We start from the raw sequence: 21519 nt of genomic DNA, 5'->3' as shown, positions 1-21519 counted from the left end.
TCAATACGGTCAGCAGCCGTTCTCACGGCTAAATATGGCGCTGGTGCTGAGTATTTTCAAGGTATTTCTGACAATATCCGGATCATCGGTATCCAGCCAGTGAAGACCGGGCCAGCTACGCAGCCAGGTGATCTGACGTTTGGCCAGTTGGCGCGTCGCAATAATGCCCCGTTCTATCATCTCGTCGTAGTCGTATTCACCATCCAGATAGTCCCACGCCTGACGATATCCAACGCAACGGATGGACGGCATATTCTTATCAAGATCACCACGGGCACGCAGCGCTTTTACCTCGTCGAGAAAACCATCGGCCACCATAATACGGAAACGCTCAGCGATGCGTTCGTGTAAACGCTTGCGCTCTGCCGGGCATACCGCGAGGTTCACGACATGGTAGGGCAGCGGTTCGGTCTGTTGCTCGGCCCAGTACTCCGTCAGTGTTTTGCCAGAGATCAGATACACCTCAAGCGCACGCTGAATACGCTGAGAATCCATAGGCTTCAGGCGACGTGCGGACTCAGGATCGATATCTGCCAGCCGCGCATGCATCGCCGGCCAACCTTTCTCAAGGCCTTCTTCGAGTAGCTGCTGCCGGATTGATTCGTCGGCTTTCGGCAGATCTGCAGCGCCGTCGCGGAGAAATTTGAAATACATCATGGTGCCACCTACCAGCAATGGCACTTTGCCTGCGGCGGTAATGTCTGCCATTTCGCGTAAAGCGTCTTCACGGAAATTAGCGGCGGAGTATGCCTCGGCCGGATCAATCAGATCAATCAGGCGATGCGGTGCCTGCGCTTGCATACTGGCGTCCGGCTTGGCGGTACCGATGTCCATGCCTTTGTAGACCAGCGCTGAATCGACACTGATAATTTCGCAATCGTGGTTCTTAACCAACTCCAGTGCGAGTGCCGTCTTACCTGAGGCCGTCGGCCCCATCAGAAAAATCGCGGGCGGTAAACTCACAGGAGGTAAGGATTCTGACATCAGCGGCCCCGCAGAAAGAGCTTATCCAACTCTGACATCGTCATCTGAGTCCAGGTCGGTCGCCCGTGGTTGCACTGTCCGGAGCGCTCGGTGGCTTCCATATCCCGTAACAAAGCATTCATTTCAGGTAGGGTCAGTTTCCGGTTTGCCCGTACAGAACCATGGCACGCCATGGTCGACAGCAGTTCGTTGCGATGGGCAAGAATCCGGTCCGAGGCGCCATGCTCCATCAGATCACTCAGCATATCAGTGATCAGTTGCCCGACATTTGCCTGCTGCAACAATACCGGAATCTGGCGGATCATCAGGCTCTCTGGCGACACTCTCGCCAGCTCAACGCCGAACTGACGGAATTCATCGGAGAACTGCTCTGCCGCATCGGCCTCACGCTCACTGACGTGCAGAGTTTCGGGCACGAGCAAAGGCTGACTCTGAACGCCCTGCTCATCCACCGCGACTTTTAAACGCTCGTAGGTAATTCGCTCGTGTGCAGCGTGCATATCCACGACCACCAGACCGTGAGCATTCTGCGCGAGTATATAAATGCCATGCAGTTGAGCGACGGCAAACCCGAGTGGCGGCAGGTCTTCTGCACTGGATTCAGGAAGTGGTTGTGGCGCTCCCTGATTCAGCTGTTCGTAACTGCGTAATTGTTCAGCCACTGCGCCCTGCCCCGGACGACTGTCAGAAAAACTCTGACCAAAAGAACCGCCAGAAAAATTCTGAGCTGTTGAGGTCGCGGCGCCGTCAGCGGTTGCAGAGAAGGGAACTCGTTCGGTAGCAGGCTGTTGCCAGTCGAGCCGGTTCTGTCCCTGAAACTCTCCCGCTTCTGTACCTGTTGCCGCCGGAGCTGCACTTGGCTGCAGATTCGCGGTCGGCTGTTCCGGGCGTATGTCCGCCAGAGCGCGGTGCAGAGAACGGAAAATAAAATCATGCACCAGGCGACCATCGCGGAAGCGCACTTCGTGCTTAGTCGGGTGAACGTTAACGTCCACCAGCTTCGGGTCCAACCAGAGATAAAGCACAAACGCCGGATGACGACCGTGATAAAGCACATCACGGTAGGCCTGTTTAATTGCGTGCACGACCAGTTTGTCACGCACCGCCCGACCGTTCACAAAGAAATACTGCATATCCCCCTGCGAACGCGAAAACGTCGGTAAACCCACCCAACCTTCAATTGTCAGGCCCGCACCTTCGGTTTCAATGTGCACTGCGTTATCCATAAATTGCGGATTAAGCAGTGTTGCCACCCGTTTCTCACGATCAATCGTCCGGGCCGCAGGGCGCAACGAATGAATGACGCGGTTGTTATGACGCAGCGTAAAAGCAACGTCATAGCGACTGAGTGCGAGCTTTTTCAGTGTGTCTTCAAGGTGAGAGAATTCTGTTTTTTCTGTACGCAGAAACTTACGTCGTGCTGGCGTATTAAAAAACAGGTCACGCGCTTCAACCGTGGTGCCTGTTGGGTGGGCTGCCGGGCTGACTTCCGCCTGCATATCACGCCCTTCCGCTTTCACCTGCCAGGCTTCATCTGAGCCTTTCTCTCTGGATGTCAGAGTCAGGCGTGATACCGATGAGATACTCGCCAAGGCTTCACCACGGAAACCCATTGTGCCCACGGCTTCGAGATCATCCAGCGTAGTAATTTTACTGGTGGCGTGGCGACTGAGAGACAAAGGCAGGTCGTCTTTGCCGATGCCGTGCCCGTCATCACGAACGCGAAGCAGCTTAATGCCACCCTGCTCGGCATCAACATCAATATGCTGAGCACCAGCATCCAGCGAATTTTCGACCAACTCTTTAATGATATTGGCTGGACGTTCTACAACTTCGCCCGCGGCAATCTGGTTCGCAAGACGTGGCGATAACAGGTGTATTCGGCTCATAGCTCAGACTGAAAGTTCAGGAATTTGGAATACGCAGTTTCTGGCCGACTCTCAGCGAATTACTGCTCAGGCCATTCAGTTTGCGCAGCTCAGACATTCCCATGCCGCTGCGCACTGCCAGCTCAGAAAGAGTGTCGCCACTACGGACTGTGTATTCGATGTATTGTTGTGCAGCTTTCTTACGGGCCGCCATCAAGGTACCGGCCGGAGGATTATTCTGAAAATAATCTTTAATACCGTTGAAAATCGCACGGGCCATTTTCTTCTGGTAAGCACTGGTTTTCAGCTGCCGGGCTTCGCCAGGGTTTGAAATAAACCCGGTTTCCACCAGCAGCGCCGGCATGTCCGGTGATTTCAGTACGACAAATGCGGCTTCTTCAACGTTCTTCTTATGCAGTTTACTGATCTTGCCCATTTCCTGCAGAATTTCATCGCCGATAGAAACACTGGCGGTGCGCTTATGCGTCATCGACAGATCCAGTAACGTCATCGCCAGGTGGTCCTCACGATCACCAATACTGACACCACCAATTAAGTCGGACGAATTTTCTTTGTCGGCAAGAAAGCGTGCCGTTTCACTGGTCGCTCCCCGGTCTGACAACACAAATACCGAGCTACCGCTGGCACTCGGGTGCTTAAACGCATCCGCATGAATAGAGACAAAGAAATCGGCGTTCGCTTTACGGGCTTTTTCTGAGCGCTCACGTAAACCGATGTAGTAATCGCCGGTGCGGACCATAAAGGGAGCAAAGCCAGTTTCCTGATCCAGCAGGCGTTGCAGTTCTTTGGATATCGCCAGAACCACATGTTTTTCCATCACGCGGCCAGGGCCAAGGGCTCCGGGGTCTTCGCCGCCGTGCCCGGCATCGATGGCAATAATAATGTCACGCTGATCGGTTTCGTAGGTTTCTGCTTTCTTAACGATATCAGGCGCACTCATAGACGCTTCTGACTGAGGACGTTCAAGATCTACGACCAGTCGATGGTGAGACACCCCTTCAGAAGGGGGTAACGGGAAGCTGCGATATTTCATCGTCGCGCTGGTTTCTACCACAAGACGCAGGTCGGTCTTGTTGCGGCGTCCACTGCGTACACGAATCACTTCGCTGGAATCGTCGGCTACCTTTTCTAACGACGACATTTTCAGAGACGCATTTTTAAGGTCAACGACGATGCGATCCGGCCCGGTCAGCTGGAAGATTTTATGTTCGTGCGGTCCGCTGAGATCGAGCACCAGACGGACTTTATCGGGAGACTGCCAGATACGTACGTCGCTGACGTCTGCCCATACTGGCAGCACACAGAGTGTCACGACGAAAAACGCGATCAGCCGCTTAATTATTCCTGCCATTCTTTTACCAGCTGCTGCAGTTGCCTGTTCCACTGTGCCCCTTTATCTGTCTCTGCCTGCCAGTTGAGGATACGTGCCTCACCTACATCGTCAATATGAATCGCAAGATCGGCCTCGGGCAATACACCGCGCCCACGCTCAGGCCACTCGATCAGGCACAAAGTTCCATCCGTCAGATATTCGCGAATCCCCATGTACTCAAGCTCTTCCGGATCACCCAGACGATAGAGGTCAAAATGGCAGACCCGACCATCCGGCAGATCGTATTCTTCAACCAGAGTATACGTCGGGGACTTCACCGGGCCTGTATGACCAAGCGCCTGAATCAGCCCACGACTCAGGGTAGTTTTGCCAGCGCCCAGAGTACCTTCGAGAAATACCAGGCCACCGCCCGTCAGTATTGAAGACATACGGCCTGCAAAACTGACCATTTCATCTTCGCCGGTCAGGCGTATCTGGCCAGTAGTCTGTGGATTGCTCTCAGTCATCAGTTCACCAATTGTCGGATAAATGGCATCAGGTCTGTCGCAAGAAGTCCGCGCGTCCCGGACTCCGCGGCCGCGAGATCAGCAGCTGCGCTGTGCAGGCAGGCGCCACGAACAGCCGCCTGCCATGGCGTTAACCCCTGAGCCAGAAGCCCGGCTATCACACCCGTAAGAACATCACCCATTCCGCCGGTCGCCATGCCCGGGTTGCCATCCGTGCAGATTGCCAGCTCGCCTTCGGGAGAAGCAATGATACTGCCCTGCCCCTTGAGAATAACAACCGCATGGTATTTCTCAGCAATTGCCTGCGCCGCACCGAGGCGATCAGACTGAATATCCGCTACGGACTTGTCCAGCAACCGCGCAGCTTCGCCTGGATGCGGAGTCATCACGACGTCACGCTCCGGAAATTCCGTCTGCCATCCCGGAGAGGCAATAATATTCAATGCATCGGCATCCAGCACAACCGGATAGTCACTCTGAAGAACCTGCTGCAGAAGCAACTCTGCCCAGCTGCTGCGCCCGAGTCCGGGGCCGCAGGCCAACACTGACACTTTTTCCATCAGGGGCTGCATTTCAAGCCCGGCATTAATCGCCGCCGCCATACACTCCGGGCGCCGACCAAGCACCACAGAGACATTAGCCGGACGCGTCGCGCAGGAGGTCAGGCCTGCGCCGGTACGACAGCAGGCGTCCACGGCCATAGCAATAGCACCGCCGAAGCCGGTTTCGCCGCCAATCAGCAACGCATGGCCATGGTTTCCTTTGTTGGAGTTACCGCGTCGGGAATACAGTAAGGGGCCATCCTGAGTAAGCGAGTGATAACTCACTCGTTTCGCCAGTACAGAAACCGCTTGTCGCTCTGCATCGGTTAACCCAAGCGCCGCGTAGTGAAGTTCACCACAGCAGTCCGGGCCGTCGCAGGTCAGCAGACCTGGCTTCATACCGATAAAGGTCATCGTCGCATCTGCCTGAACCACATGGCCCATAATCATGCCGGTACTGGCGTTCAGGCCGGAGGGAATATCCAGAGCGAATACCGGCGCCTGGTGTTCGTTCATCGCCTTGATCGCTTCGGCAAACTCACCCTGTACGACCGCATTCAGGCCTGTACCTAATAAACCATCAACCAGAAGGTCAGCATCTGCGGGCAGATTGCCGTCGAATTCACGGGCAACGACACCGGCGCTCTCGGCCATGTGCCGGGCATCGGTCGCCGATGGGCTTTGTCGGGTAACATCGCCAAGCATCAGAACAGTTACCGACAGGCCCTGCTCGACTGCTAATGCAGCGATTACCCAGCCGTCACCACCGTTATTGCCAGCACCGGCAAGAATGCACAGGTGCTGCGCTTCGGGCCAACGCTCACGCAGGCATTCAAATGCCGCTTCGCCAGCCTGTCGCATCAGACTGTAGCCATTGTCTCCCATGCGCTGAATAATCAGCCGGTCGAGCTCCCGTACGCCAGCAACGCTGTCGATGTTTCCGGGAAGATGGTCATAGCCTGTGTAAGGTCGCTTCATCGCGGTTGGGCCTGCGCTTGTGATACATTGCCGGGATTATATAAGTCCCAGGGCAGCCCGGCCAGAATGACATCCTCCAGGACAGTACTTACCCCAGAACAACTACAGAAGTTGCGTGATGATATTACGCAATGGTCGCTCGAGGCTGGCTTTCAGCAGTGTGGGTTCAGTAGCGTCGATACAGGTGAGCACGGCGATCGTTTACAACAGTGGCTGGATGCCGGTTATCACGGTGAAATGAGCTATATGGCCGATCACGTGACGGAACGGGGACCGATGCGTGCTCTGCCCGATGAGCTGCTTCCCGGCACGCTCAGTGTGATCAGCCTGCGCATGGATTATCTGGCGCCCGGTGTTGAGGTAGCTAAGCATCTGCAGGATAAAAACAATGCTTATATTTCTCGTTATGCGCTGGGGCGCGATTATCACAAGTTAATCCGCAAGCGCCTGACGCAACTAGGAAAACGCATTCAGTCTGAGATCGGCGATCTTGGTTTTCGCGCCTTTGTCGACAGCGCGCCCATTCTCGAGCGGGCTCTCGCAGAACAGGCGGGAATCGGCTGGATTGGTAAAAATACGATGGTTCTGAACCGCAAGGCGGGCTCGTATTTTTTTCTGGGTGAAATTCTCACAGATCTGCCGCTCGATCCGAATGACACTCCACTGAAGAATCATTGCGGCCGCTGTACCTCGTGCCTGGATATCTGCCCGACTCAGGCCTTTGTCGCCCCTTATGTTCTCGACGCGAGAAAATGCATTTCTTACCTGACCATCGAACTCGATGGGCCTATCCCCGAAGAACTTCGCAGCGGCATCGGCAACCGTATTTTTGGTTGCGACGACTGCCAGATTGGCTGCCCGTGGAATCGCTTCAGTAAAAGTAGCGAAGAACCCGACTTCACCCCTCGCCACCAACTGGATAAAGCAACATTACTCGAACTGTTTCAGTGGGATGAAGCAACCTTTCTGAAAAAAACCGAAGGTATGCCGATCCGGCGAACCGGTTACGAGAACTGGATGCGGAATATATCGGTAGCGTTAGGAAATGCCCCTCAGAGCATTGAAGTGCAGGAGGCGTTAAAAAATCAGAAAGGAAAAATTTCAGGCCTGGTTGATGAACATATCAACTGGGCCCTGCAACAGCAGGGCCATTGAAGACCATTGTTTCCAGTGGTCATCTTAACGATTACCTATCACTGGCGCAGTGCACGCAGCATCCAGGCAGTCTTCTCGTGCAGGCTCATACGAGCCGTCAGCAGGTCAGCTGTACCTTCATCGAAGACTTCGTCAGTCATTTTGATAACACTACGACAGGTGCGTACCACCTGCTCGTGTCCTTTCGTGAGGATATCGACCATCTCGTTAGCTTCCGGTACACCGTCCACTTCTTCAACAGAACTCAGACGCGCAAACTCTTTGTAAGTACCCGGCGCGGTGAACCCCAGAGTACGGATTCGCTCGGCGATATCATCCACGGCTTCGGCCAGCTCGGTGTAGTGTTCTTCAAACATCAGGTGTAATTCACGGAACTGAGGACCAGTGACGTTCCAGTGGAAGTTGTGGGTCTGCAGATACAGTGTGTAAGAATCTGCCAGAACTCTGCTCAGGCCTTCTGCAATCTGTTTGCGGCTTTCTTCATTAATACCAATATCGATCGAAGTCATACGTATACTCCTTCTGAAAATGAATCACTCCCTTTTAGTGACAGGGCCTGTTTCGCTTTGTTCCTAAAATATTCCCGAAAATATGTACTGGAAACATTTGACGCTTCTCTGGAGCTCTGCCAATGTCGATGCTCTTCCGTTACAAATATTTCCTCAATATTGCCTGAACAAGAGTGCAGCATATGGCGAACACGAATCTGACGTCTGTCTTCAATAACAAACTTATCTGGATTACCGGGGCGTCTTCCGGCATTGGTGAACAACTCTGTTATGACCTGAGCAAAATGGGTGCTCGCCTCATCCTGTCTGCCCGTCGGACAGACGAACTTGAGCGGGTAAGAAACGCCTGTCAGAGTCCAGAAACACATACTGTTCTGCCGCTCGATATGTTGAATGAGGCCGACGTGATCAACGCCGCTGACAAGGTGGCCAACGAACTCGGCACCGTAGATTACCTGTTCAATAACGCAGGTATCACACAACGCTCACTGATCAATGAAACCGATGCGGATATTTATCGCAAGGTGATGGAGCTGAATTATTTCTCGCAGGTGACAATTACCCGCAAAGTCCTTCCCGGCATGCTTGCCCGTGGTTCAGGGCATATCGTAACAACCTCAAGCATCGCCGGACTGATCGGTATTCCTTACCGCTCGGCTTACTGCTCATCGAAGCACGCCATTATTGGTTTTATGGATTCTTTGCGCTCTGAGGTGCATGACAAAGGATTGCGCGTGACAACGCTTTGTCCGGGCTTCGTACGCACCAATATTATCGATACCGCCCGCCGTGAAGGCACGGCTCAGGAGAAGGTTGAGGACACCGTCATCAAAAACGGCATGGCCGTCGATGAAGCGGTTGCCGAAGTCCTGGAAGCCGTCGCCAACGAAAAAGAACAGGTCATCATCGCTAAAGGCAAAGAAGGTATGGGCCCCATCATTAAGCGACTTTTCCCGAGCGTGATTTATAAGATGGTTCGGAAAATGGCGTTAACCTGATTCCTCCGTGAATGAACTTGTGAACAGAAAACAGGTCGACTTTCACAGGAGGTGAATTATGAGTAAACAAGCCGTTATATACCGTATGGTGATGGAAAAACACATCTGCCCTTTCGGTTTAAAGTCTCTCGACCTGCTAAAACGCGAAGGATTTCAGGTCAAAGACCACTGGTTAACGACCCGCGAAGAAACCGACGCGTTTAAAAAAGAACATCAGGTTGAAACCACACCGCAGACTTTCATCGATGGCGAACGCATTGGTGGCTACGATGCTCTGAAGGAACACTTTGGCAAAGCACAAAGCAAAGAAAAGACGACCAGCTACACGCCGGTCATTGCGATTTTCTCCGTCGCTCTTCTGATGGCTCTGGGCGCTTCTCACATGTTAAGTGGAAGTTTCTTTGGTGCCCGATGGTTTGAATTGTTTATCGCCTTCAGCATGTGTGTGCTGGCGATTCAGAAATTGCAGGATCTCGAAGCATTCTCTTTGCAGTTCCTCGGGTATGACCTGCTGGCACAGAAGTACGTCCCCTATTCAAAGATCTACCCGTTCGCAGAGGCATTCGCCGGTATAGGTATGATCGCTACGGTGTGGACACCACTGGTTGCGCTTGTTGCTTTATTCATCGGTAGTATCGGCGCAGCATCCGTCTATAAAGCCGTTTATATTCAGAAACGGGAGCTAAAATGCGCCTGTGTCGGTGGCAACAGTAATGTTCCCCTTGGCGCGATATCCATGACGGAAAACCTGATGATGGTAGGAATGGCGATCTGGATGCTTCTGTTTCGTTGATTTGATGCTTCTCTGAATCAACTTTCAACGGAAAGAAATGAAAAAGCGCCCCAGCATTTTTGCTGGCGGCGCTTTTTTCTTATACGGCTAAAAAGTGCTTACGATAGTGCTGCATTTCAGCGATGGACTCACGGATATCATCCAGCGCCTGATGCGCCCCTTTCTTCTCGAATGAAGATACTGCCTCGGGCTTCCAGCGACGTGCTAACTCTTTCAGCGTGGATACATCGATATTGCGGTAGTGGAAATAGCGCTCAAGCTCAGGCATGTACTTCACCAGAAAACGTCGATCCTGGTGAATACTGTTGCCGCACAGTGGCGATGCACCCTCTTTAACGTGCTCTTTCAGAAAGGCGATGGTCGCCAGCTCAGCCGCACGGGCATCCTGCGTACTGTCTTTGACCCGCTGAGTAAGACCTGAGTTACCATGGGTACGGGTGTTCCATTCGTCCATCGCATCCAGCAAAACGTCTGGCTGATGCACCGCAATCACAGGCCCCTCGGCGATAACGTTGAGGTCACTGTCGGTGACGATCGTCGCGATTTCAATAATGACATCCTGCTCTGGCTCAAGACCTGTCATCTCCAGGTCCATCCAGACCAGATTATCTTTCTGACTCATGTCGCATTCTCAGTAAGTATGTTGGTGATATCAGTCTAGCAAGTTGCACCAAACCCAGCCAACCGCGACAATAGCGCCATCTCACAAATCAGAGCGGATATGGCAAAGCGCAAACTAAACCGGCGTCAGGCCTGGCGGATTGAAAAAATCCAGCAGGAAAAGGCTTCACGAGCTAAACGCAAAGAGCGTGACATTTCAGATCAGCTGAGCGCAGGCGAACTGGGTGAAGAGATGCATGGGCTGGTTATCGCCCACTTCGGATCGCAGGTTGAGGTTGAAGACGAGCACCGCACCCGCTACCGCTGCTTTCTCCGCGCTAACCTCGGTTCTCTGGTCACCGGCGATCATGTCGTGTTCCGCCCAGGGCCTGAGAATAACGGTGTACTGACCGGCGTCGTTGAGATGGTGCAGGAGCGTGAATCTGAATTATCACGCCCAAACCCTTACAACGAGATCAAACCCGTCGCAGCAAATATCGACAACATTCTGCTGACCATTGCTCCCGAACCTCACGCCCACCGCAACCTGATTGACCGCTATCTGGTCGCTGCTGAGAACTGTGGTATCGAGCCGATTCTGCTGCTCAATAAAATCGACCTGATCGACGAAGAGATTCAGCCTTATTTCGACGAGCTGCTCGGCGACTACGAAGTGCTGGGTTATCGGTCTTTGCGCGTATGTAGCAAAGACGAAGACAGCCTGGCTGATCTTAAAACCTTCCTGAATGATCGGGTCAGTGTCTTTGTTGGTCAATCCGGGGTTGGCAAGTCGTCCCTGATTGCGACTCTGCTTCCTGGGGAAGACCTGCGCATTGGTGCCTTGTCTGAAAATACCCGTAAGGGTAAACACACAACCACGACGGCACGCCTTTATCACTTTCCGGCCGGCGGTGATCTGATTGACTCTCCGGGGATTCGTGAATTCGGGCTCTGGCATATGTCGCCAGAAGAGGTGATGTACGGTTTCCGCGAGCTGAGAGACATTGCAGGTCATTGTCGCTTCCGCGACTGCGCACATGAATCTGAACCTGGCTGCGCCATCATTGAAGCGCTGCAAAACGGTGAGATCAGTGACGAACGCTTCTTCAGCTACAAACGGATTCTGAGTACACTGACCGAACTGTAAGTCAGCGCACTACCAGAAAACTTCTTCTTTATTGGGCGGGTTATCGTAGGGGTTATCCGCCCGGTTACGTCTCTCCTGCAGCTCTTCGAGCATGGTCCCAGTGCGATTAATCGTCGGAGTTCTTGGGTCTTCTTCTCCGTCGTCACCATTTATAAATTCAATATCAGCATCACTGCCACTGCGGCCCTTGATCCCCTCATCGAGCGATTTATTAAGCAGGGTAATTGAAATGCGTCGATTGACTGCTGCTGCCGGGTCATCTGGTTTAAGTGGTGCGGTATCGCCCATACCAATGACCTGGGCAATCTGAGACTTGGGTACGCCGGCTTCCATCAAGGCCCGCCGCGCAGAGTCTGCCCGTAGAGAGGAAAGCCCCCAATTTACGTCATCTTCATCACGTTGATTGGCTATCCCGGACGAATCGGTATGACCGGTGATCTGTAAACGGTGATCTAGTCCAGACAACATGGGCGCCAGCTCCCATAAAATATCTTCAGAGTAGTAGCGTAAATGAGCGCTGCCCTGATCAAACATTGGGCGATTGGTCTGATCCACAATCTGCAAACGCAGACCTTCTGTCGTAAGATCCAGCAGAAGTTGATTTTTGAACGGACTGAGCGTTGGGCTGGCGGTAATCATGGCCTGAATTTTGGCCTTCATTTCCTCCATGCGCCGCTGTTCAATCGCGTCAGCAAGGCTCTCGATCTCGTCAGCCTGGAGAATTTTCTCAGGGTCAATACTCTCTGAAACGGCAATATTATCTGAGGTCGTTGGCGAGCCACCGAGGTCGATTACATACTTGGACGGTACCAACTTGCCTTCCTCGAACGCTTTCGGGTCCTGAAAGTACCCCGAAATTGCCTCACGCTCCTGTTCATTCGACGAATTAATTACCCACAACACCAGAAACAAAGCCATCATCGCCAGCGCGAAATCGGCCATCGCTACTTTCCAGGCGCCACCGTGTTCTTCGTGTTTGCCCTTTTTATAGCGACGGACAACGATATTCTGATGTGGGCTCAGCTTCTCCATCAGTCATCACTCATCAGCGGCTACGCACTTTGCTTTCGACTTCGTTAAAGGTCGGACGTTTATGGGTAAACAATGACTTACGGCCGAACTCTACTGCCAGCTGAGGCGGTAATCCGTTCAACGACGCTATGATGCAGGCCTTCGCTGCTTCGTAGAGTTTGATTTCTTCTTCTGCAATATGGCGCATAACAGAAGACACCGGACCAACCAGACCATACGCCAGAAGCACACCACTGAAGGTACCGACAAGCGCGGCCGCAACGTGAGCACCAATCTCGTTAATGTCGCCGCCAATCGCCCCCATGGTAATCACAATACCGAGTACAGCCGCCACGATACCAAAACCCGGCAGGGCATCTGACACTTTGCTGACCGCCATCCCCGGCTGCTCAAGCTCGTGCATACGTGCTTCGATCTCCTGATCCATCAGAGACTCAAGTTCGAACGATGTCAGGTTTCCCGCAGCGATAATACGGAAGTAATCGGCAATAAAGACAGCCAGCTCATGATTCGCCTGAATGGCCGGATAACGGGCAAACAGAGCACTGGTATCAGGATTTTCGACATCGCCTTCAATGGCCATTATGCCCTCACGCCGTGCTTTGTTAAGGATGTCATAAAGCAGGCCCAGGACATCCATATACATGGTTTTAGGAACACTGCCGCCCATGATCACCTTCGGAATCAGACGAAATGATGACCATACAACATGCCATGGATTCGATAGAAGGAAGGCACCGAAGGCGGCGCCGACAATAATCAGTATCTCGAATGGTTGCCACAATGCCAGCAGTTGACCATGCGACATCACATAGCCATACAGGACACTGCCAAAAACAATCACGACACCTGCTACAAATAGCATCCAGCCAATTTCCTCAGCGGTACTCCGCACTTAACTCAGAATGCGAACCGAAACCCTTCCGTGACAAAAAAGACACACAGATTACACGGGACGAAATACGCATCACGACTATAGTAAGTAAAGGATACAAATGACCGTTTAACAAACCGGGAACACTCTCTCCATGCAGAATTCTGCGCTCCAGACGCCCAGCGCCGCCCAATGGGAGGCCGTACTGGCGTTCCGTGACTTACCGATCCTGAAAGAAACGCGGGATGCGTTAAGGGTCGAACTTAGAAATCCGCAGGTCAGCTTTGAATCGCTGGTGCCTGTTGCGGAAAGAGACCCGGCACTCTGCTGGCACCTGCTACAGAAGGCAGTCAACCACAATCCCGGTTGCCGCGAACAGATTCACGGCGTCTACAACTGCCTGGCACTGCTTGGTATGCAGGAGCTTATTATTCTGGTGAAAAAGCTCCCGGTCATTGAAGATCATCCAAAGGATGCCTCGCAAAAGGTCTATCGACAGGCGCTATACACTGCGCACATGGCCGGTTGTCTGGCTGCACAGTGGGCCAGTGCGAAAGGCACCCCTACCAGCACAGCGTACTGGTCAGCCATGCTGGCAAACTCGATTCTATGGCCATGGCTGTTACTCGATAAATCCAGCCATAACTGGTTTCATTACCTGAGCGAAGGAGATGATCTGGGAACGGCCTCTCGCAAGGTATTCGGCAACTCGCCCGAGAACTGGAAGCGCCTTGTACGGCGGCATAATCTGCCTGAGCCCGTTGCCGATATGTTCCAGCGCGATAAGTTGCCAGAACGCAAAGACTGGCGACGTCTGCGCAAACAGGACCCGAGAGACCTGGACACCGGGCGGCAGCTGATTCACAAAAGCCAGAGCGCTTCTATGCTCGCACTTACCGCCGCTGGCACCGCATGGCACCTGCATATGAACCCGGAGGGAGAGCGAAGCCACCGCTGGCTCGCTTTGAGTAGTCATGCGCAGGGCCGGCAGTACCCAACACTGGTCAGCGAGAGCCGGAAAATACAGCTCGATGAAGCGCGCCTGAGGAAATCAGCTCTGGCCTCTGGTATCGCGTTGCTGACTACACCGAAACCTGAGGCGCTGTCTTACCCTAAATGGACGCCCGTGCCAGAAGCTGCGCCTGCAGCTGCAGCTTCGCGCGCGGACATGCCAGCTGAGGTCGTGCAGACAGGACCTGAAGTACGCTCAGAGGCCGATGCCGCTGAAGTGTCAGCGCCCGAAACCCAATCAACAGCCAAGCCTGCTCATCACGGCAGCGCATACCTTTCTAAGTTGATGGGGCAGTTATCTGAGTCTCCTGCCAGCTTCGGTGACTGGCACTACCTGATGCAGGGCGTATTAAAAGGTATCCATCTGGGCATAGGAATCGATCATGCAATAGTTATGCTGCCAGGAAAGAACCGCTCATCCTTGCGCACAGTTTACTCGGAGAATCCTGAGGGCCTGATGCCTCTGTCGAGTACCAGCATCCCGTTACAGGTTGCTCCTTTACTCCGTCAGTTGATGAAACAGTCAGCAGCTGTTCATATCACGCCAGCCACCTGTGAACGATATTTCAAAGGCATGGCGCCGGAGCTTGCGGATGCACTTCCAAAAGAGCTGATGCTTATGTCCGTTCATGCTGATCGCGACCCTATCGGGATTGTCATTGCGGCGAACTCTGACAATAAAGAAATCACGAAGGCGCAATATCAGCGATTCCGCCAACTTTGCACAACCACCAGTCAGGGGCTGGCTTCTCTCCGACAGCTCAGTGCCCAGAAAAATAAACCCGCGGGTAAGGCCCATAAGGCCGCGCGACAGACGTCGTGACCTGACACAGGGTGGTCTCTCAGATACACTTCGTGCCAACGAAATAATTAGCTGAGTGAACCCCCCATGGCTGACCTCCCTTTGTTGCTGGAGCCAGAACAACTGGCTGACCTGTTACCGCTCGATAATGTCCTGGTCATCGACCAGAGTAAGGCAGAGACCTTCGTTGAAGGTCATATTCCGGGTGCAGTTCACCTCGACTTCAAACGTTTACAACGTCCGGGTACACCCGTCCCTGGTCTGTTACCAGAAGTCTCAGATCTTGAAGCCGTATTCAGCGAGCTGGGACTGACGCCTGACACTCACGTTATCTGCTCTGACGACGAAGGCGGTGGCTGGGCCGGGCGTCTGATCTGGGTACTCGACTGCATAGGCCATACAAAATATTCCTATATTAATGGCGGTATCGTCGCCTGGCGTCAGGCGGGCTTACCACAGGAAACCGGCACCGTTACCCCGCAGGCGTCTGACTATAAAATCACTGCGATTAACCCGGATGCCACCTTCACCAAAGCCCAGGTACTGGATAACCTCGGAAAACTGGACTTTGCCATCTGGGACGCTCGCTCAGCCGCCGAATACACGGGTGAAAAAGTGATTTCAGCCCGCGGTGGCCACATTCCGGGAGCCGTGAATTATGAGTGGACCCGTGGAATGGACAAAGACCGCGGTTTACGTATTAACGATCTGGATGCTTTCCGCACCTTACTGTCAGGCCTGGGTATCGATGAGACTAAGCGTATCGCTACGCACTGCCAGACCCACCATCGTTCCGGATATACCTACCTGGTTGGTAAAATTCTGGGATTCGATATCAGGGGTTACGCTGGCTCGTGGTCTGAGTGGGGCAATGACGAAAACACACCGGTTGTGACCGGCACTGAACCTAATTAAGAGATGACCCAATGAGTTTTAAAGACAATCTGTTTATCGCCAGCCAATACGTTGTTCCGCAGCACCTGCTCTCTCGTGCTGTGGGTGCTCTGGCTGAGACAGAAATGGAATGGGTAAAAAATCCGCTCATTAATCTGTTCATCAAAAAGTTTGGCGTCAACATGAGCGAAGCTCAGCGTCAGACGGCCTCTGAGTTCTCCTGTTTTAACGACTTTTTTACACGCGAATTAATTGATGGTGCACGCCCGATCGAAGGTGATGCCTCTGTCCTGTGCTCACCTGCTGACGGTGCCGTATCACAGCGCGGTGAAATCGTTGATGGCCGTATTTTTCAGGCGAAAGGTCAGGATTACTGCCTGACTGAGCTACTCGGTGGAGATGCCAAACGGGCAGCGCCTTTTATGGGCGGTGAATTCGCGACCATCTATCTGTCACCGAAGGATTACCACCGGGTACACATGCCGATGGCCGGCAAACTGCGTGACATGATTTATGTTCCCGGCGACCTGTTCTCTGTAAATCAGGTAACCGCCGAGAATGTACCTCGCCTGTTCGCTCGCAACGAACGGGTTGTCTGTATTTTTGATACCGACAAAGGACCGATGGCTATGGTGCTGGTCGGCGCTATGATCGTCGCTGCCGTTGAAACCGTCTGGGCTGGCCATATTGCTCCACCGCGCCGCGAACTCAAAGTCAGTGAGTATGGCGCACCTGTTGACGTATCACTGGACAAGGGCGCAGAAATGGGGCGTTTCAAACTCGGTTCGACCGTCATTCTGTGTCACCCGAAAGGCGTTGTGGACTGGAAGGATGCCTTTGAAGCGGGCTCACCGGTAAGAATGGGCGAGGCCATCGCGGACCTTTCGTGATCTGACTCAAACCCGACTTACCTCTGGCCTTGGCCTGATCCAGTCGTGATCAGGCTCTCGGCCAGTCGAAACTGAGTACATCACTGATGTGCTCAGCCTGTAGTAAATGCATCAATAAGCGATCTACGCCCATGGCTACGCCGGAGCATTCCGGCAAGCCTTGTTCAATCGCCGACAATAACTGCTCATCCAGAGGGCGCCCGTCGGCTTCTTTTTCAAAGCGACGACGCTGTTCCTCTGCATCGGTCAGTTCGTGATATCCATTAGCTAATTCAGTGCCGTTAAAGAACAATTCGAAACGTTCTGCCACCGGGTTGCCATCGGCATCGCAACTCACCTTCGCAAGCGCTGCCTGACTCGCGGGGAAGTCATAAATAAACACCAGAGTTTCTTCGGACAAAGCTGGTTCGACCCTATGACTCATAATGATATCTAACCAGCCGTCACGGCCCAGTTGCAGATCCTGCCCTGCGACAGAAATACCGACCGCAGCGATGTCGTCATCCGATGCCTTATGGACATCGATACCAGCAAACTGCTTCAGCGCACTGGCGTAGCTCATACGCACTTCGGGCAGCTCGGCCCAGCGGGTTTGAAACAGCGCCCGCACGAGGTCCCGGACTTCGTCCATCAGACGATCCAGCGACCAACTGACCCGGTACCATTCGAGCATGGAAAACTCAGGGTTATGACGACGCCCTGCTTCCCCCGCACGAAACACCTTACATAACTGCCAGATATCTCCGCTTCCTGCACACAGCAGACGCTTCATTGCGTACTCAGGCGAGGTGTGTAACCACCGTCCTTCCCGGGTCTGCATCGGTTCAATATTGGGATCAGAAACAGGCGCGTTTCCTAACAGAGGAGTGTCGACCTCAAGCACGTCGCGTGCGTAAAAGAACTCACGAATAGTGCGGTAAAACGCAGATCGGGCAGCCAGAGCTGCCCGATCGCAAGAGGGTTGCCAGCGCGTATCAGGCACGGCCGACGTATTCGCCCGAACGGGTATCAATCTTCAGCACTTCACCGATATTGATAAACAGTGGGACTTTAACAACCGCACCGGTCGACAGAGTTGCAGGCTTACTGCCACCGTTCGCGGTATCACCTTTTACACCCGGATCAGTCTCAACTACTTCAAGCTCTACAAAGTTAGGCGGTGCAACGGTAAGAACAGCGCCATTGAACAGGATAACGGTGTACACGTCCTGCTCTTTCAGCCACTTAACGGTGTCGCCTACGGCTTCCTGAGAAGCGCCGTGCTGCTCGAAAGAACCGTCGGTAGCCATGAAGTGCCAGAATTCACCGTCGGTGTAGAGGTATTCCATGTCCACTTCCATCACGTCAGCGCCTTCCAGGCTGTCGCCTGACTTGAAGGTTTTCTCAAGAACGCGACCGTTACGCAGGTTACGGAGCTTCACGCGATTGAATGCCTGGCCTTTGCCCGGCTTAACGTACTCGTTTTCCACAATAGAGCACGGCTCATTGTCGAGCATCACTTTGAGACCCGATTTAAATTCGTTGGTAGAATAGTTAGCCATTTTGACTTCCGCTTACTGTCAGGTAATAAATTAAGGTGCGTATCATAACGCGAACAGAGCCGCCTGTAGAGATGCAGGATTGGCGACAGATTCTCGCTGACTCTTTCCGCAATGGAGAGCGCCTGCTCAGCTATCTGGATATTCCGGTAGATAAAGCTCTTAAGGCCGGCCACCCGGCCCTGACGTTCCCGTTACTGGTACCCCGACCCTTTGCTGATCAGATGGTTCGTAGTGATCTGAATGACCCTCTGTTGCGACAGGTTCTGCCCATCGCCAGCGAAACCTATGCATCAGACCTACCAGGCTACAGTATCGACCCCCTTGGTGAGCGTCAGACGAACATACGCCCTGGGATTATTCACAAATACCAGGGGCGGGTGCTGATGCTGGCAGCAACCGGCTGCGCCGTTAACTGCCGCTACTGCTTCCGCAGACACTTCGACTATGCCGACAACCGCTTGAGTCGGGAGGAAAGAAAATCGGCTCTGGACTATATCCGTGCCGACGCCAGCATCTCTGAAGTCATACTCAGCGGTGGCGACCCACTGATGCTTCAGGACACAGCCCTCGCAGAGCTGATTGAAGCCATTGATGAAATAAGCCACGTAAGACGAATCCGTATACACACCCGCCTGCCGGTGGTCATTCCTCAGCGCCTGACACCGGAACTGCAGACAGCGCTCAGTCATACCCGTACAGATAACGCCATGGTGCTCCATGTGAATCACCCGAACGAGCTGACCGCTCTCCATGCGGAACGTCTGCGTGAACTCAGAAGCAGTGGCGTAACGCTTCTCAACCAGAGCGTGCTCCTGAAGGGCGTTAATGATGACATTGTTATTTTGGCCGAATTAAGCGAGAAGCTCTTTACAATGGGGGTACTGCCCTATTACCTTCACCTTCCAGATAAAGTTGAAGGGACGCAGCATTATTTCGTCGACGACAAGGACGCCACCGCGCTCTATCTCGGTATAAGAGAACAATTGCCTGGTTACCTTGTCCCACAACTTGTGAGAGAAGTGCCCGGAGACCCCTACAAGCGTCCCCACCCCGTTCTGGCCTGATCGCACCGGTATTTTGTGATAGCGTAGTCAGTTCGTGTAAAAGAAATTCACATTTCTCTTTTGAAACGGTTAAATGTCGTGTAATTGCTGGAAAAAACACGCCATAGAGGCTATATAAATCGCTAACCCCGAAAGTTAACAGCAGGATCGCATGGACAGCCAGAGCACACCGATAACATTGCATATCCCGAATGCAACTCAAGGCGAGTTGTCGTTCTGTGGTGCGGGACTTCCGGCGTTCTCACAGTGGGCCAAAAGCCTACCAATGGCAAATACCGGGGAAGCTTCCCGACGCCTCTATCAGGCCATCCGCGAGTTAAACGCATTAAGCTGCCCTCCGGCACAGCGATTTGAACTCCTCGAAGTTATCCGCCCTTATATACATTCGGTCTGCAAAGTCCTGAATAAGCACTTTTTGCAGTCCTCTGTATCCCTGAATGATAAGCAACTTAAGATCGCTAATCTGAGCCAGGCGTTGCAAGGGCATCTCGCGACCGGTTACAAAATGGTAGTGGCACACAGTGTTGATCTGCTTGGCGCCGGAGACCGTCCACCCAAGCACTTTGCACCGGCTATTCACCGAGCAATTGTCGACAGCAGTCAGATTATTCTGCGGGCCTACCAGCTGTATTTTCAGCCGCCAGACAGAACCTGGCTGGACGTGAACCAGATCTACCTGATGGCAGAAGCGCGCCGTCTGGAAAACATCACTATTGAAGATCAACAAGCGCGGTATGTTCACAAATCGACGATCCGTGACGCCTTCGCACGCATACACCTTTTGGGGACAGCGAAACCCAGCAACCTGCGCCAGCAGGATCTGGCACAACTGTATGAAGTATGTGAATACTGGGCACCTCACGCTGAACTGACGCCGGCTGACGATGAAAGCGCTCTGTTTATCATCAACCTTCATCGCGACCGTCCAGGCCAGTATCGCCAGCATCTGCGCGACAACCAAAAGATAAATTTCCGCAGCCTGAACACGCAAAAACTGGTTCAGGCGCTGAAGCTATATGCGTCTGCAGGCAGTGATGGCCGGATTACCGTGCCAGATAAGACCAGCGAAACCCTGATTGCCCATGCGATTCAATCCTGGGGAATCCACTGGCAGCGTTCATTCCGTCGCGTGCCTACCGATGGTCAACTAAGTGTCTGCGTCGGTCTGTCTGCATTGCACTACTACACGGCAGGGAAACGCGACTTTGATCAGGTTTCCCTGAAGATGAAACCTGTTGATCAGGGCCCTGCCGGTAAATCTGTTGATACCGGCGCCACTGTGTCTGACGATGTCTGGGCCGATGCGTTTGATGCTGGCGGTTCACGCATGCCCGATAACAAAGCGATGAATCTTGATGCTATTGAGTTTATCAACCGCCATCAGGTCGAAGAAGAAGAAAACAGCGAGCCCAAAACCCGCTACAGCAGCTATGGCGTCATTCTGATTAACACCAGCCCGGGTGGCTATTGCCTGCAATGGAAAGGTGAGCTACCCAGCGCCATTCAGGCCGGCGAGCTGATCGGCATTCAGGAACGCGGCGTACGCCACTGGTCTGTCGGAGCAATCCGCTGGATTCGTCACCTGCGAGGTCAGGGGACTCAGCTGGGCGTTGAACTTCTGGCACCGCGTGCCGAAGTCGCCATAGCCCGCCTGCTGCAAAAAACCGGCAGCAACGGTCCGCAAATGCGCGCTCTGGTTCTGCCTGCGATTAAAGCGATCGCTCAGCCTGCCAGCGTCATACTGCCGCGGGTGCCCTTCCGTACCGGCAATAAGATTGAGTTGATGCATGAGAAACTCAGCGGACGCTATCAGTTAAGCAAAAGCCTGGCGTCTACTAATAGCTTTGGGCAATTCCAGTTCAGAGCTTCCGGAGTCTCATCCGAGCAAAAACGCCAGGTGGCCACCAGTGTTAGTGATGCTCTGATTGAAGATGATTTTGATTCTCTCTGGAATAAACTCTGATTGGGCCAGCGGGT

General features: G+C 53.3%; 20 protein-coding genes. 9 read left to right on the top strand and 11 right to left on the bottom strand.

Annotated elements, in window-relative coordinates; all coding sequences use genetic code 11:
- Window positions 1-9: 9 nt before the first annotated feature.
- From miaA to BW941_RS12420, 5 genes are read right to left on the bottom strand one after another with little or no spacing between them, the layout of a single operon-like run.
- The gene (gene miaA, locus BW941_RS12440) at window positions 10-984 is read right to left on the bottom strand and encodes a tRNA (adenosine(37)-N6)-dimethylallyltransferase MiaA (protein WP_076516526.1); all 975 of its coding nucleotides are present in this window, start codon (window positions 982-984) and stop codon (window positions 10-12) included.
- On the bottom strand, window positions 984-2873 hold the full coding sequence (gene mutL, locus BW941_RS12435) for a DNA mismatch repair endonuclease MutL (RefSeq protein ID WP_076516523.1): 1890 nt from the start codon (window positions 2871-2873) through the stop codon (window positions 984-986). The genes miaA and mutL overlap by 1 nt, the downstream gene beginning before the upstream one ends.
- Window positions 2874-2889: 16 nt before the next feature.
- Entirely contained in the window at window positions 2890-4224 is a 1335-nt protein-coding gene (locus BW941_RS12430; RefSeq protein ID WP_076516522.1) for an N-acetylmuramoyl-L-alanine amidase, read from the bottom strand.
- The gene (gene tsaE / locus BW941_RS12425) at window positions 4212-4712 is read right to left on the bottom strand and encodes a tRNA (adenosine(37)-N6)-threonylcarbamoyltransferase complex ATPase subunit type 1 TsaE (protein WP_076516521.1); all 501 of its coding nucleotides are present in this window, start codon (window positions 4710-4712) and stop codon (window positions 4212-4214) included. Before tsaE ends, BW941_RS12430 begins: the two co-directional genes overlap by 13 nt.
- Window positions 4712-6232, bottom strand: a complete 1521-nt coding sequence (locus BW941_RS12420; protein WP_076516520.1) for a bifunctional ADP-dependent NAD(P)H-hydrate dehydratase/NAD(P)H-hydrate epimerase — start codon at window positions 6230-6232, stop codon at window positions 4712-4714. The genes tsaE and BW941_RS12420 overlap by 1 nt, the downstream gene beginning before the upstream one ends.
- Window positions 6233-6298: 66 nt before the next feature.
- Here BW941_RS12420 and queG point away from each other — a divergent pair, with 66 nt between their 5' ends.
- Window positions 6299-7387 (top strand): tRNA epoxyqueuosine(34) reductase QueG, encoded by a 1089-nt coding sequence (queG, locus tag BW941_RS12415; protein WP_076516519.1) that lies wholly within the window; start codon window positions 6299-6301, stop codon window positions 7385-7387.
- Window positions 7388-7425: 38 nt separating this feature from the next.
- On the opposite strand, the gene BW941_RS12410 is transcribed toward queG, so the two are convergent.
- Window positions 7426-7896, bottom strand: a complete 471-nt coding sequence (locus BW941_RS12410; protein ID WP_076516518.1) for a Dps family protein — start codon at window positions 7894-7896, stop codon at window positions 7426-7428.
- A gap of 182 nt (window positions 7897-8078) precedes the next feature.
- Between BW941_RS12410 and BW941_RS12405 the strand changes: the two genes are divergently transcribed.
- Window positions 8079-8894: an SDR family oxidoreductase gene (locus BW941_RS12405; RefSeq protein ID WP_076516517.1), complete on the top strand. Its 816-nt coding sequence runs from the start codon at window positions 8079-8081 to the stop codon at window positions 8892-8894.
- A gap of 58 nt (window positions 8895-8952) precedes the next feature.
- Entirely contained in the window at window positions 8953-9687 is a 735-nt protein-coding gene (locus BW941_RS12400) for a MauE/DoxX family redox-associated membrane protein (RefSeq protein ID WP_076516516.1), read from the top strand.
- Window positions 9688-9766: 79 nt separating this feature from the next.
- On the opposite strand, the gene orn is transcribed toward BW941_RS12400, so the two are convergent.
- The gene (gene orn / locus BW941_RS12395) at window positions 9767-10309 is read right to left on the bottom strand and encodes an oligoribonuclease (protein ID WP_068437311.1); all 543 of its coding nucleotides are present in this window, start codon (window positions 10307-10309) and stop codon (window positions 9767-9769) included.
- Window positions 10310-10408: 99 nt separating this feature from the next.
- Between orn and rsgA the strand changes: the two genes are divergently transcribed.
- On the top strand, window positions 10409-11434 hold the full coding sequence (gene rsgA, locus BW941_RS12390) for a small ribosomal subunit biogenesis GTPase RsgA (protein ID WP_068437308.1): 1026 nt from the start codon (window positions 10409-10411) through the stop codon (window positions 11432-11434).
- A 9-nt stretch (window positions 11435-11443) separates the two neighbouring features.
- On the opposite strand, the gene BW941_RS12385 is transcribed toward rsgA, so the two are convergent.
- A complete protein-coding gene (locus BW941_RS12385) occupies window positions 11444-12466 on the bottom strand; it encodes a flagellar motor protein MotB (protein ID WP_068437305.1) in 1023 nt (340 codons plus the stop codon).
- Window positions 12467-12479: 13 nt separating this feature from the next.
- Entirely contained in the window at window positions 12480-13331 is an 852-nt protein-coding gene (gene motA, locus BW941_RS12380; RefSeq protein WP_076516515.1) for a flagellar motor stator protein MotA, read from the bottom strand.
- Between the two features lie 163 nt (window positions 13332-13494).
- Between motA and BW941_RS12375 the strand changes: the two genes are divergently transcribed.
- From BW941_RS12375 to asd, 3 genes are all read left to right on the top strand, one after another.
- The gene (locus BW941_RS12375; RefSeq protein WP_076516514.1) at window positions 13495-15174 is read left to right on the top strand and encodes an HDOD domain-containing protein; all 1680 of its coding nucleotides are present in this window, start codon (window positions 13495-13497) and stop codon (window positions 15172-15174) included.
- A gap of 66 nt (window positions 15175-15240) precedes the next feature.
- A complete protein-coding gene (locus BW941_RS12370) occupies window positions 15241-16068 on the top strand; it encodes a sulfurtransferase (protein WP_076516513.1) in 828 nt (275 codons plus the stop codon).
- An 11-nt stretch (window positions 16069-16079) separates the two neighbouring features.
- Window positions 16080-16937, top strand: coding sequence for an archaetidylserine decarboxylase (gene asd / locus BW941_RS12365; RefSeq protein ID WP_076516511.1), 858 nt, complete (start codon window positions 16080-16082; stop codon window positions 16935-16937).
- A gap of 49 nt (window positions 16938-16986) precedes the next feature.
- Here asd and epmA read toward each other — a convergent pair whose 3' ends face one another.
- Window positions 16987-17919, bottom strand: coding sequence for an EF-P lysine aminoacylase EpmA (epmA, locus tag BW941_RS12360; RefSeq protein ID WP_076516509.1), 933 nt, complete (start codon window positions 17917-17919; stop codon window positions 16987-16989).
- Window positions 17912-18478 (bottom strand): elongation factor P, encoded by a 567-nt coding sequence (gene efp / locus BW941_RS12355; RefSeq protein WP_068437287.1) that lies wholly within the window; start codon window positions 18476-18478, stop codon window positions 17912-17914. The genes epmA and efp overlap by 8 nt, the downstream gene beginning before the upstream one ends.
- Window positions 18479-18513: 35 nt before the next feature.
- Between efp and epmB the strand changes: the two genes are divergently transcribed.
- Together epmB and BW941_RS12345 are read left to right on the top strand one after the other, a co-directional pair.
- Window positions 18514-19542, top strand: coding sequence for an EF-P beta-lysylation protein EpmB (epmB, locus tag BW941_RS12350; RefSeq protein ID WP_076516507.1), 1029 nt, complete (start codon window positions 18514-18516; stop codon window positions 19540-19542).
- A gap of 151 nt (window positions 19543-19693) precedes the next feature.
- Window positions 19694-21505 (top strand): cyclic-di-GMP receptor FimW-related protein, encoded by a 1812-nt coding sequence (locus BW941_RS12345; RefSeq protein WP_076516506.1) that lies wholly within the window; start codon window positions 19694-19696, stop codon window positions 21503-21505.
- The last annotated feature ends 14 nt before the right edge of the window (window positions 21506-21519 follow it).

The sequence above is a fragment of the Thalassolituus maritimus genome (genome assembly GCF_900156675.1).
Taxonomy (GTDB): domain Bacteria; phylum Pseudomonadota; class Gammaproteobacteria; order Pseudomonadales; family Oceanobacteraceae; genus Thalassolituus; species Thalassolituus maritimus.
This window is presented reverse-complemented; position numbering and strand designations above follow the sequence as displayed.